This window comes from Hydrogenophaga intermedia (assembly GCF_023715105.1).
Lineage (GTDB): Bacteria > Pseudomonadota > Gammaproteobacteria > Burkholderiales > Burkholderiaceae_C > Hydrogenophaga > Hydrogenophaga intermedia_A.
On record NZ_JAMBNO010000007.1, the window covers coordinates 88841 to 101230 of the forward strand.

The 12390-nt window shown below is 65.6% G+C and carries 9 protein-coding genes; 5 read left to right on the top strand and 4 right to left on the bottom strand.

The window, feature by feature from the left end; genetic code table 11:
* The first annotated feature begins 2 nt into the window (after positions 1–2).
* Positions 3–1241, top strand: a complete 1239-nt coding sequence (locus M3149_RS08155; RefSeq protein ID WP_251708809.1) for a HAMP domain-containing sensor histidine kinase — start codon at positions 3–5, stop codon at positions 1239–1241.
* Between the two features lie 242 nt (positions 1242–1483).
* Here M3149_RS08155 and M3149_RS08160 read toward each other — a convergent pair whose 3' ends face one another.
* From M3149_RS08160 to M3149_RS08175, 4 genes are read right to left on the bottom strand one after another with little or no spacing between them, the layout of a single operon-like run.
* Positions 1484–3466 carry a polysaccharide biosynthesis protein gene (locus tag M3149_RS08160; RefSeq protein ID WP_251708810.1) on the bottom strand — a complete coding sequence of 661 codons (1983 nt, stop codon included), beginning with the start codon at positions 3464–3466 and terminating at the stop codon, positions 1484–1486.
* The gene (locus M3149_RS08165; protein ID WP_251708811.1) at positions 3463–4044 is read right to left on the bottom strand and encodes an acetyltransferase; all 582 of its coding nucleotides are present in this window, start codon (positions 4042–4044) and stop codon (positions 3463–3465) included. The genes M3149_RS08160 and M3149_RS08165 overlap by 4 nt, the downstream gene beginning before the upstream one ends.
* A 28-nt stretch (positions 4045–4072) precedes the next feature.
* Positions 4073–4633 (bottom strand): sugar transferase, encoded by a 561-nt coding sequence (locus M3149_RS08170; protein WP_251708812.1) that lies wholly within the window; start codon positions 4631–4633, stop codon positions 4073–4075.
* Entirely contained in the window at positions 4630–5544 is a 915-nt protein-coding gene (locus tag M3149_RS08175; protein ID WP_251708813.1) for a UDP-glucose 4-epimerase family protein, read from the bottom strand. Before M3149_RS08175 ends, M3149_RS08170 begins: the two co-directional genes overlap by 4 nt.
* Positions 5545–5793: 249 nt before the next feature.
* Here M3149_RS08175 and wecB point away from each other — a divergent pair, with 249 nt between their 5' ends.
* From wecB to asnB, 4 genes are all read left to right on the top strand, one after another.
* Positions 5794–6915, top strand: coding sequence for a non-hydrolyzing UDP-N-acetylglucosamine 2-epimerase (wecB, locus tag M3149_RS08180; RefSeq protein ID WP_251708814.1), 1122 nt, complete (start codon positions 5794–5796; stop codon positions 6913–6915).
* Positions 6912–8168 carry a UDP-N-acetyl-D-mannosamine dehydrogenase gene (wecC, locus tag M3149_RS08185; protein ID WP_251708815.1) on the top strand — a complete coding sequence of 419 codons (1257 nt, stop codon included), beginning with the start codon at positions 6912–6914 and terminating at the stop codon, positions 8166–8168. Before wecB ends, wecC begins: the two co-directional genes overlap by 4 nt.
* A 131-nt stretch (positions 8169–8299) precedes the next feature.
* Positions 8300–10300 carry a bi-domain-containing oxidoreductase gene (locus M3149_RS08190; RefSeq protein WP_251708816.1) on the top strand — a complete coding sequence of 667 codons (2001 nt, stop codon included), beginning with the start codon at positions 8300–8302 and terminating at the stop codon, positions 10298–10300.
* Between the two features lie 34 nt (positions 10301–10334).
* A complete protein-coding gene (gene asnB, locus M3149_RS08195; RefSeq protein WP_251708817.1) occupies positions 10335–12350 on the top strand; it encodes an asparagine synthase (glutamine-hydrolyzing) in 2016 nt (671 codons plus the stop codon).
* Positions 12351–12390: the final 40 nt, after the last annotated feature.

A 12390-nucleotide genomic window follows, 5' to 3' on the forward strand; every position in this document is an offset into this window, starting at 1 on the left:
CGATGGCCTTCGGACAGCGCCTGTACCTGCGCATCTGGCTGGCCGTGGTGGCTGCGGTGACGGTCGTCACGCTGGTCGTGGGTTGGCTGTGGCAGCAAGCGCTCGAGCGTGATCGCGCCGAGCGCGAAGCGCGCGTCACGCGCACCATCATCATCGAGAACGCGGCCGGCGACGTGCTGGGCGACGCGCCGGCGCGGGCCGAACGCATCCCGGGTGTGGGGTGGCGCTTCGAGGTCGTGATGAGAGACGGCGAGAAGCTCTACGTGCTGCTGCCGCGCTCCAACAACCGGCCCAGCAACCCCGGCAGCCGCGCGCCGGCCTGGCTGCTCACGCCAGCGGGCTTTGCCTGGCTGCTCGGGATGGTGGCGGTGGCGGTGGCGCTCGGGGCCTATCCCATCGTGCGCCGCCTCACACGTCGCCTGGAGACCCTGCAAAAGGGCGTGGAGCGTTGGGGTGCGGGGGACTTGTCGGCCCGCATGCCGGTGACGGGTGAGGACGAGGTGGCCTTTCTGGCCGAGCGGTTCAACACCGCTGCCGAGCGCGTGCAGTCCCTGCTGCAGGCGCACAAGCGCTTGCTGGCCAACGCGTCACACGAACTGCGCTCGCCGTTGGCGCGCATCCGCATGGGCCTGGCGCTGGTGGGCGACGATCCGGCCCACCGGGCCCAACGCGCCGAGATCGCGCGCAGCATCGAGGAGCTTGATCAACTGATCGACGAAATCCTGCTCGCCAGCCGCTTGGACTTGCGCGACGCGGCAGACCCAGTGGCCTTCGGCGCGCAGGAGGACGTGGACCTGCTCGGCCTGGCCGCCGAAGAGTGCGCGCGCACCGGTGCCGAGCTCGACGTGGCGCCCGACGTGGGCGAACTCGTGGTCCACGGCCATGCGCGCCTGCTGCGCCGCGTGGTGCGCAACCTGCTGGAAAACGCTCGGCGCTACGGGCGCGGGGCCGGCAAGGCCGACGCCGAGGTGCGCTTGACCCTGGCGCGCCAGGGGGCCGTGCCTCGCGTGGTGCTGGCGGTGGAAGATCGCGGGCCGGGCGTCCCGCACGAGCTGCGAGAACAGATCTTCGAGCCCTTCTACCGCCTGCCCGGTGCCAGCGAAAGCGAAGGGGGCGTTGGCCTCGGGCTGTCGCTGGTGCGCACCATCGTGGCGCGCCACGGCGGCACCGTGCACTGCGAGGACCGCCCGGGCGGTGGGGCCCGATTCGTGGTGTCGTTGCCGGTGGCGGCGCGCGCCTGAGCAGCTGTTCCGACGCCCGCTTCCCCCAGTTGGGGGATGGATCGGCGTCGTGCTGACCCGCACAATAGTGGCGTTGCTGTCACAACGCCCTCCCAACGAGAGCCAGCATCCGGTTTGAGCGCCGTGGAGCAAGAGTTGTCCGGCGCATCGAAGAACGCGTGATCCGGTCTCCCAACGACGTCCTTCCAAGGACTTGAGAAAGCCACCGCGCAAGCGGTGGCTTTTTTTTGGCCCGCTGGCGGTTACACCGGTGCCGGCCGGGTGGCGGGGGCGTCGACCTCGTCGGGGGTGGAGTGCAGCCAGTCCACCACCTCACCTGTGGGTTGATAGCCCTGCACCACGCGCTGCAGCAAGGCGCGCAGTGCCGGCACATCGTTGGCGAGCAGCGTGGCGTCGAACTGCGCTAGCAGGTCCATCAGCTCGTCGTGGGGAATCTGTGCTTCGCGCGCGCGCCAGATGCGTGGGTGGCTCGTGGGCTGGGGGTCGTCGCCGATGAGCAGTTCTTCGTAGAGCTTCTCGCCCGGCCGCAGCCCCGTGACGCGGATCTCGATCTGGCCCCAAGGCTGATCGGCGCTTTTCACTTGCAGGCCCGAGAGTTCGATCATGCGCACCGCGAGGTCCATGATGCGCACCGGCTCGCCCATGTCGAGCACGAACACCTCGCCGCCCTCGGCCATGGCGCCGGCCTGGATCACGAGTTGCGCGGCCTCGGGGATGGTCATGAAGAAACGCGTGATGTCCGGGTGCGTGACGGTGATCGGACCGCCGGCGGCAATCTGCTCGCGAAACAGCGGCACCACCGAACCGCTGGAGCCCAGCACGTTGCCAAAGCGCACCATGCTGAAGCGCGTGCGACCGGCGTGCTGTTCCGCCAGCGCCTGCAACACCAGCTCGGCCAGGCGCTTGCTGGCGCCCATGATGTTGGTGGGGCGCACGGCCTTGTCGGTGCTGATGAGCACGAAGTGGCGCACGCCCGCGGTCAGCGCCGCACGCGCCGTGACCCAGGTGCCCCACACGTTGTTGCGCAGGCCCTGCACCGCGTTGTGCTCCACCAGTGGCACGTGCTTGTAGGCGGCGGCATGGTAGAGCGTGTGCGGCTTCCAGGCGCCAAGGATCTGCGACATGCGTGCCTCGTCCTGCACCGAGGCCAGCAAGGGAACGAGTTCCACCGCGTCGTGCCCCAGGCGGCGCTGCAGTTCCTGGTGGATGGCGTAGAGCGCGAACTCGCTCTGCTCGATCAGCAGCAGCGTGCGTGGGCGCAGGTCGGCGATCTGGCGGCACAACTCGCTGCCGATGCTGCCGCCCGCGCCGGTGACGGCAACCACCCGGTCGTGAATCAGGCGCTCGAGCAGCGCGGGCTCGGGCGCGACCGGCTCGCGGCCCAGCAAATCCTCGATCTCGAGTTCGCGCAGGTCGTCGAGGTTGATGCGGCCCGCGGCCAGATCGGCCACGCCCGGCAGCGTGCGCACGTGCAGCGGCAGGTGGCGCAGCGACTCGATGATGTCGCGCCGCCGTTGGCGCGAGGCGGACGGGATCGCGAGCAACACGTCGGTGACGCCGAGGTCGGTGATCAGATCGGCCAGGCGCGTGGGCGGGTACACGTTGCGCCCATCGAGGCTGTTGCCCTGCAGCCGGCTGTCATCGTCAACGAAACCGAGCAGGCGGTGCTCGGGGCTGCGCGCCAGGGCCGCCGCGAGCTGCCGGCCGGCGGTTCCCGCGCCATAGATCAGCACGCCGGGCTGCTCACGCCGCCTGAGCAGGTTGCGGTAGAGGCCACCCAGCCACAGCCGCACGAACAAGCGGCTCAGGCCCACGAAGACGAACAGCAGCAGGGGCTGGATGATGCCCACCGAGCGCGGCACCCCGGGCACGCTGATGACGGTGAACACGGTGGCGTAGAACAGACCGTACAGCGCCATCGCCTGGCCAAGGCTCAGCGTGGCGTTCCAGCCGGCGTAGCGGAAGATGGCGCGGTACAGGCCGAAGCGGATGAACAGCGGAATCGCGATCAGCACCGAGCCGATGACAGGCCACAGATAGGGCGGCTCCAGGCGCAGCCAGACCTCCAGGCGCAGGTAGAGGGCGATCCAGACGGCGAGCACGCACAGGGCCACATCGACCGTGACCGCCAGCGCGCGCTTGGCCAGCCGTGGCATGTTGAGGAGTGCGCCGGACAGGCCGTCGTCCGTCGCGCCGAGCTGTGGCAGCGGGTCGGGTCGGCTCATGCGCGCCCCTCCCCGGGCATGACAACGGCGTCGTCGGGCAGATTCACGCCATAGCCAAGCGACGCACCAGCCTGCAGCCAGCCGCGCGCCCCCAACGTGGTGCCGCCGGCCATGGCCGCGTTGGCGCCCAGGTGTCCGTGGTCCGCCACCCGGGCATGGTGATCGACCACCGCGCCGACATTGACGATCACGCCCTGGCCCAGGGTGGCCTCGGTGCCGACGATGGCCAGCGCCATCACGGCGCAGCCTTCACCCAGGGACGCACTGGGCGACACGCAGGCGCGCGGATGGACCACTGTGGCGCATGTCAGACCGGCAGCCCGGGCTTGCACCATCAGCCGTTCGCGAACGCGGTTGTTGCCAATGGCGATGTGCACTGAGGTAACGCCACGTGCGGCCAACGACGGGAGTTCGCTTGTCGGGCCCCAGACCGGAACGCCTATCACCTCGGTGCCCGGTGGCAACTGGTCGTCCAGGAAAGCCATCACCTCATGGGTGCCTGCCAGCCGGGCGGCTTCCAGCACGCTGCGGCCGTGGCCACCCGCACCCACGATCACAAGGGCAGACGCGCGGCTCATCGAACCCCCTGCAGGCACCGTGGCGTGCTCAATGCTGTACCCCTTCGCGCCGCAGCACCTTCACCGCGGTGAGCCACAGGATGCGCAGGTCGAACCCCAGGCTGCGTCGGCGCAGGTATTCGGCGTCCAGCGCCACCTTCTGGGGAATCGGCAACTCATCGCGCCCGTTGATCTGCGCCCAGCCCGTGAGGCCGGGCACCAGCGCGTGCACACCGGCTTCGGTCCGCAGGGCGATCAGGTCGTCCTGGTTGAACAAGGCGGGGCGCGGGCCGACGAAGCTCATGTCGCCTTTGAGGATGCTCCACAGCTGGGGCAGCTCATCCAGGCTGCTTTTGCGCAGGTACGGCCCGATGGGCGTGAGCCAGCGTGCCGGGTCGTCCAGCAGGTGCGTCGCCACCGCGGGCGTGTCGGTGCGCATGCTGCGGAACTTGGGCATCTTGAAGAGGCGGTTGTGGCGGCCCACGCGGTCGCTCCAGTAGAGGGCGGGGCCGGGGGAGGTCAGGCGCACGGCGAGCGCGATCAGCGCAATGGGCAGCAGCAAGGCCAGCGCGGCGGGAACGGCCAGCGCCAGATCAAACAGGCGCTTCATGACCTGCGCAGCCCAGCCACTGCGCGCCGCAGTCCTTCGTCCACCGTGATTGGCGGCGTCCATCCGAGTGTCTCCCTGGTGTGCGAAATGTCCACCTGCAAATTGTCCAACAGACGTTGTGCCACGCCTTGCTTGCCGATCAGGGCAGCGCCGGCCCGCAACAGCGGCACCGGCACCGGGAAGAGCCGCGCCGGCTTGCCCATGGCGTCGCCCAGCCGTCGCAACAAGTCTGCGGTGGACAAATCCTCGCCGTCACTCACGAGGAAAGTCTGGTTCGCAGCGGCGGGGTGGTCGATGCAGGTGATCAGCAGATCGACCAGATTATCAAGCGAGACGAGGCTGCGGCGGTTCTGTGTCACCGCCGCCAGTGGGAGGGGCAGGCCGCGCTGGATGGCACGCATCATGGCGGCGAAGTTGGCCTTGACACCGGGGCCGTAGACCAGGGGTGGGCGGATGATGACGATCTCCATGCCGGTCTCGACTGCAATGGCTCGCAGCCCAATCTCGGCATCGCGTTTGGAGACACCGTATGCGTCGAGCGGATGCGGCGAGTCGTCGTGGCGAAATGACTCGCCGGCGGACGTAAGTTCTCCATTGACCTTGATGGAGCTTGCGTACAAGAAGCGCTTGACGCCTGCGACTGCTGCTTGGCGTGCCAGTTCGAGGGTGCCACGTGTATTGACTGCGCGGAAGCTCGTCAGTGGGTCAACGGATGTTTCGCTCATGACGTGGACCCGGGCTGCAAGATGAACGACGCAATAGATGTCTTGTAGCGCAGCAGACCAGTCAGTCGGCTGGGGGCTACCGAGCCGGAGCCTGGAGATGCGCGCAATCTCGCCCCGCTCGGCAAGACGCTGCGCCAAACTTCTACCGACGAAACCATTGGCACCGGTTAGCAGTAGTTTGGGCAAGCGTAGGTCTCCGTTGATGCGACTCGCTGCCGACGGCGCTGGTTGCGCCATGAACGAGACAACGAAGCAGCGTATTTTGCAGTATCGATAATCAGTATCAATGCTGTCTGATGCAGGTGTTGATTCGTCGCATAAACTAGGCGGTTAGCCGGAGATCCCTTGCGACCTCCGAGCAATTAGGGCGATGGGTGTCTGTCACCACCTTGACGCTGGTCTTATTTACGAATCTCCCGACCCCCTGCGAGCCAAATGAAAGTTCTGGTCGTGTTTGGTACCAGACCGGAGGCCATCAAGATGGCCCCTGTGGTCAAAGCGCTGAAGTCCGATCGGCGATACGAAGTAAGGCTATGCGTTACGGCGCAACATCGAGCGATGTTGGATCAGGTATTGCGCCTGTTCGAGCTTGAACCTGACGACGATCTCGATCTGATGAAGCCCGGTCAGGACCTGACCGACATTACATCCAACGTGTTGCTTGGCTTGCGTCCGCTGCTCAAGGCGTGGCGGCCGGATCGTGTGCTGGTGCACGGCGACACAACCACCACGCTGGCGGCCAGTCTTGCTGCCTACTACGAACGCATTGCGGTCGGCCACGTCGAAGCAGGGCTGCGAACCCATGATCGCTATGCACCTTGGCCCGAAGAGTTGAACCGTCATCTCACGGGGGCCTTGGCCAGCATTCATTTCGCTCCGACACAGCGGGCTAAGGACAACCTGCTGCGCGAGGGTGTAGACCCCGCGACCATTCATGTCACCGGCAATACCGTCATTGATGCGCTTCTCGACGTCGTTGGCCGTATCGAGAAGGACGGGCGCCTGTGCGCCGAACTGGATGCCGGCCTGCCGACGCTGGACCCCGGGCGGCGCTTGGTGCTGGTGACAGGGCATCGGCGCGAGAATTTTGGCCATGGCTTCGAGAACATCTGCCGCGCCTTGCGCGAAATCGCGACCGGCCAACAGGCGGAGGTGGTCTATCCCGTACACCTGAACCCGAACGTCCAGGAGCCAGTCCGGCGCATTCTGTCGGGATGCGACAGCGTGCATCTGATTGATCCCCTGGACTATTTGCCTTTCGTGCGTCTTATGAGTCGCGCGCACATGGTCATCACGGATTCGGGGGGCATCCAGGAGGAGGCGCCATCGCTGGGCAAGCCTGTGCTTGTGATGCGCAACACCACCGAGCGTCCCGAGGCGGTGGATGCTGGCACCGTCAAGCTCGTGGGCACCGATCCTGGGCGCATCGTGACCGAAGCTACCCGCTTGCTCACGGACCCGGAGCAATACCAGGCGATGTCTCGCGCCCACAACCCCTATGGCGATGGCCTGGCGGCCCGCCGCATAGCCGAACTACTTCTGTCCTCTGCTCCATGAACCCCAACACAGCTTTCCAGACGGTCTCCCTCATTGGTCTCGGCTACATCGGCCTGCCCACGGCAGCGGTGCTGGCCAGTCGCGGTGTCCACGTCATCGGGGTGGATGTGAACACCCATGCGGTGGAGACCATCAACAGTGGGGGTGTACACATCGTCGAGCCCGACCTCGATGCGTTGGTCGGCGACGTGGTGCGTAGCGGCCTGTTGCGCGCCACAACCCGCCCCGAAGCCTCGGATGCCTTTGTCATTGCCGTGCCCACGCCGTTTCGTGACGAGCACGTACCCGATCTCAGCTATGTCGAGGCCGCCGCTCGCTCTATCGCGCCGGTGCTCCAGCCCGGCAACCTCGTGATCCTCGAATCCACGTCCCCTGTCGGTGCGACAGAGCAGCTCACGCGGTGGCTGGCCGATGCCCGCCCCGACCTGACGTTCCCGCACCAGGCCGGCGAGGCCGCCCAGGTTCGCGTTGCATACTGCCCCGAGCGTGTGCTCCCGGGCAAGGTGCTGACGGAGCTGGTTGAGAACGACCGTGTGGTGGGTGGTCTCACACCAGCGTGCGCGCGCCGGGCCGCCGAGTTGTACGGCGTCTTCGTCAAGGGTGAGTGCCTGATCACGAATGCCCGCACGGCCGAAATGTGCAAGCTCACTGAAAACTCGTTTCGCGATGTCAACATCGCCTTCGCCAACGAGCTGTCCCTCATCTGTGATCGTCTGGGTATCAACGTGTGGGAGCTGATCCGGCTGGCCAACCACCACCCGCGGGTCAACATTCTGCAGCCCGGCCCTGGCGTCGGCGGCCACTGCATCGCCGTCGATCCCTGGTTCATCGTGCATTCGGCACCTGAGCAGGCGCGCATCATCCGCACCGCGCGCGAGGTGAACGACGGTAAGCCACATTTCGTGGCAGGCCGCATTGCGGAGGCCGCGTCCGCGCACACTCAGCCTGTGATCGCCTGCATGGGTCTCGCCTTCAAACCCGACATCGACGACCTTCGTGAAAGCCCGGCGGTCGAAATCGTGCGCATGTTGGCGCAACAGAATGTGGGTCGTCTGCTGGTGGTCGAGCCGCATGTGGAGCACCTGCCGACGGACCTGGCCCAGTTGTCCAACGTAAGCCTGGTGTCCGCAAAAGAGGCGCTGGCGCAGGCTCAGGTGGTGGCCATGCTGGTCAACCATCGTGCTTTCTACGGTATCACCAAGGCGCAACTTGGTGACAAGCGCGTTATCGATACGCGGGGGGTCTGGCAGTGAAGCAGGTCTTGATCAAGGGAGGCTCTGCCGTCGTCGAGGAAGTGCCGACCCCTTCCGTGGGGCGGCGCAATATTCTGGTGCGGGTGACGCATTCGTGTATCAGCGTGGGTACCGAGATGGCGGGCATGCGCATGTCCGGCTTACCCCTTTATCAGCGCGCGCTCAAGCAGCCCGAGAACGTCAAGCGGGTGCTCGACATGATGCGCGACCAGGGCATCAAGCGTACGCTGGACCGGGTGCAGGGCAAGCTCGCGGCGGGCAGTGCCACCGGCTACTCCGCCGCCGGCATAGTTATCGAGGTCGGCGAGGAGGTCGAGGGCTTTTCTGTCGGTGATCGTGTGGCCTGTGCGGGTGCGGGCGTGGCCAACCACGCCGAGATCATCGACGTGCCCGTGAACTTGGCCGTGCCTTGTCCAGAGGGTTTGGGCAATGGCATGGCGTCCACTGTCACGCTTGGTGCGATCGCCATGCAGGGCGTGCGTCGCGCCAATCCCACGCTGGGCGAGACGTTCGTGGTGGTAGGGCTGGGCATCCTCGGCCAGATCACCGCCCAGTTGCTCACCGCAAACGGCTGCCGCGTGATCGGCGTCGATCTCGATCCGCAGCGAGTGGACCTTGCCCTGGGTACGGGCATGGCGATTGGCATCAATCCGGCTACGGATCCCTACGTCGAGCGCGTGCTCAAGCACACCCAGGGCCTGGGCGCTGACGGCGTCATCGTCACGGCAGCCACGCCCAGCAACGAGGTGATCAGCGAGGCCATGCAAGCCTGCCGCAAGAAGGGTCGCGTCGTGCTCGTCGGCGACGTCGGGCTCGACCTCAATCGCGCCGACTTCTACAAGAAAGAGCTGGACTTCCTGATCTCCTCGTCCTACGGCCCGGGCCGGTACGACCCCGTGTATGAGGAAGGCGGTCAGGACTACCCGCTGCCTTACGTGCGCTGGACCGAGAACCGCAACATGCAGGCCTACCTGGACCTGCTGCAGTCAGGCCGTGTGCGCCTGGACCACCTGTGCGCCGAGCCGTTCGACATCGACCGCGCTGGCGAGGCCTACGACGCCCTCAAGGTAGAAGGCCGCAAGCCGTTGCTGGTGCTGCTCGCCTACCCGGAGCGCGAAGGCCAGCGCGGCACCCGCGTGGCCTTGCCACCGCGAAGCAGGCCGAGTTCGGGCGCCATCCGCGTAGGCTTGGCCGGCGCCTCCAGCTTCGCCCAGGGCATGCACCTGCCCAACATGGTCAAGCTGCGTGATCGTTTCAGCCTACGCGCGGTGATGAGCCGCACCGGCGCCAATGCCAAAGCCGTCGGCACCCAGTACGAGGCCGGGTACTGCACCACGCGCTTCGAAGACTTGCTGGAGGATGCCGACGTCGATCTGGTGATGGTCACCACCCGACACGATCTGCACGCCCCGATGACGCTGCAGGCCCTGCGGGCCGGCAAACACGTGTTCGTGGAAAAGCCGCTTGCCCTGCGGGAGGACGAGCTCGACGCCATCGAGCGCTTCTACGCCGAGCGCCCCGACGGCCCCTTGCTCATGGTGGGTTACAACCGACGCTTCTCGCCAGCGACGCAGGCCGTGGTGCGCGTACTGGCCGGTCGCACCACGCCCTTGCTGGTCAACTACCGCATGAACGCGGGCTTCATTCCACCCGATCATTGGGTGCAGGGGCCCGAGGGCGGTGGTCGCAACCTGGGCGAGGCGTGCCACATATATGACCTGTTCAGTGCCCTGGTGGGTGAGCATGCTGTGGTCGACGTGCAAGCCAGTGCGGTGCACCCGCGCGGCGAGCCTTGGCGGCGGAACGATAACTTCGTCGCTACCCTGCGCTATGCCGACGGCTCCGTGTGCACGCTCACCTACACCTCCATGGGCGAGAAATCCCACCCCAAGGAGCGTATGGAGGTGTTCGCCGACGGCCGCGTCGTGACGATGGACGACTACAAGTCCGTTGCCATCCATGGTGGGCGCCATACGGGCTGGTCCGCGCCCAGCGCACAGAAGGGCCAGTACGAAGAACTCGTGGCGCTGGCCAGAAGCCTGCGCGAGGGCGCGCCATGGCCTATTTCGCTGGCCGATCAACTCCAGACTTCGCGCGTCGCGCTGCGCATCGAACAACTGCTGGGCGCCTGATCCGCGCTTCGCTCACACGACGACAAGGCATTCCATGTGCGGTATCACCGGCATCTTCTCAACCTCACCACGGCGCACAGCCGATCCGGGCGTGCTCACCGCGATGCGCGACAGCATGATGCACCGAGGACCCGATGGCGGTGACGTTTGGTTCTCGCCCGACCGCACGGTCGGACTCGCTCACCGGCGCCTGTCGATCATCGACCTGTCCAACGCGGCTACGCAGCCGATGTCCAACGAGACAGGCTCGGTCTGGATCACCTTCAACGGCGAGATCTACAACCACATCGAATTGCGCGCGCAGTTGCTGGCGCATGGGCATGTGTTCCGTACCGATCACTCCGATACCGAAGTGCTGGTACATGGATATGAACAATGGGGCTTGGACGGACTGCTCAAGCGCGTTGCTGGTGACTATGCCTTCGCGATCTGGGATCAGGAGCGTGAGCTGCTGTCCCTTGCACGCGATCGCATCGGGGTCAAGCCGCTTTACTTCCACTCGGGCCCCGACCAGTTCCTGTTTGGCTCCGAAATCAAGGCCATCCTCGCCAACCCCGACGTCCCCCGCGATGTCGAACCGGTGGCGATGTACCACTACCTGAGTTTTCTCACAACGCCGGCGCCGCTGACCATGTTCCGCGGCATCTACAAGCTCCCGGCGGGGTATGCGATGACAGTCGATCGCGTGGGCACCATCAAGGCCTGGCGCTACTGGGATGCCGTGCCGGGCCAAGGTATCGACCCGTCCGAGACACGCGGTCTCTCCGAAGCCGCTACCGAAGACTTCTACGTGCAGGGTATCCGTTCGCGCCTTGAGAAGGCCGTCGAGCGGCGCATGATGTCCGACGTGCCCTTCGGCGTGTTTCTGTCCGGGGGCATCGACTCCTCCACCAACGTGGCGCTGATGAGCCGCCTGATGGACCGCCCGGTGGACTCCTTCACCGTGGGGTTCAAGGACTACGCTCATCTCAACGAGCTCGAGTACGCCGATCAGGTTGCGCGTGAGTACAAGACCAACCACCACCAGATCCTGATCGACGAGAAGGACATGGTGGGCTACCTCGATCAGCTCATCCACCACCAGGACGAGCCGATTGCCGACTGGGTCTGTATTCCGCTGTATTTCGTCTCCAAGCTCACGCGCGACAACGGTGTCACCGTGATCCAGGTCGGTGAAGGCTCTGACGAGCAGTTCAGCGGTTACGCGAGCTACATGGGTTACCTGGAGCTGTACCACAAGTACTGGAAGCCCTTCCGCAACTTCGTGCCCGGTCCGCTACGCCACATGATCGCTGGCGCAGCGAAGGCGGCCGCCAAGGTCCGTCCGGGGTTGTCCATGTATGCCGACATCATCGACCGCGCCGCGCGCAACCGCGAGCACTTCTGGAGTGGTGCCACTGTGTTCTGGGACACCATGAAGCGCGAACTGGTGCGCCCCGAAGCCGACTGGTCGGCCCAAGTGCCCGACGCCGTGCGCAACAGCGGCCTGCTGCCGTCCAGCTACCTCGAGACCGACACCTTCAACGTCATCTCCTCTTTCCTTGGACCGTTCGACGCCGCGCACCCGGGCCAGGACGCGCTCACGCGCATGATCTACAACGAGTTCAAGCTTCGCCTGCCGGAGCTGCTGCTCATGCGGGTAGACAAGATCACCATGTCCGAGTCGCTGGAAGCGCGCGTGCCCTTCCTCGACCACGAACTCGTCGAGTTCTCCATGGATATCCCGGAGGCCTGGAAGACGCGCAACGGTGTGGCCAAGTACCTGCTGAAGAAGGCCGTCGAGGGCTTGATCCCCGACAACATCATCTACCGCAAGAAGATGGGCTTTGGGGCTCCGATGGCCGACTGGCTCCGGGGTGACTTCGGCCGACAAGCGGAAAGTGCCGTGCTGGGCAGCAACTTGTTGCGGCGCGGTCACTTCAATGTCGCTCACGTCCAAAATCTGTTCAAAGACCATCGAAGTGGACGCCGCGATACCAGTCTTTACCTGTGGACGCTATTCAATCTGACTTCGTGGTACGACTATTGGATAGATGGCCGTGAGGGGTGAAATGCAAGAAACCGTGCCACATCGACTTTCGTCTGATCGT

Bases quoted from the DNA above. Each gene is read 5' to 3' on its own strand.
- asnB (WP_251708817.1), top strand. From the start codon at position 10,335: ATGTGCGGTATCACCGGCATCTTCTCAACCTCACCACGGCGCACAGCC.
- M3149_RS08155 (WP_251708809.1), top strand. From the start codon at position 3: ATGGCCTTCGGACAGCGCCTGTACCTGCGCATCTGGCTGGCCGTGGTG.
- wecB (WP_251708814.1), top strand. From the start codon at position 5,794: ATGAAAGTTCTGGTCGTGTTTGGTACCAGACCGGAGGCCATCAAGATG.
- M3149_RS08160 (WP_251708810.1), bottom strand. From the start codon at position 3,466: ATGAGCCGACCCGACCCGCTGCCACAGCTCGGCGCGACGGACGACGGC.
- wecC (WP_251708815.1), top strand. From the start codon at position 6,912: ATGAACCCCAACACAGCTTTCCAGACGGTCTCCCTCATTGGTCTCGGC.
- M3149_RS08170 (WP_251708812.1), bottom strand. From the start codon at position 4,633: ATGAAGCGCCTGTTTGATCTGGCGCTGGCCGTTCCCGCCGCGCTGGCC.
- M3149_RS08165 (WP_251708811.1), bottom strand. From the start codon at position 4,044: ATGAGCCGCGCGTCTGCCCTTGTGATCGTGGGTGCGGGTGGCCACGGC.
- M3149_RS08190 (WP_251708816.1), top strand. From the start codon at position 8,300: ATGTCCGGCTTACCCCTTTATCAGCGCGCGCTCAAGCAGCCCGAGAAC.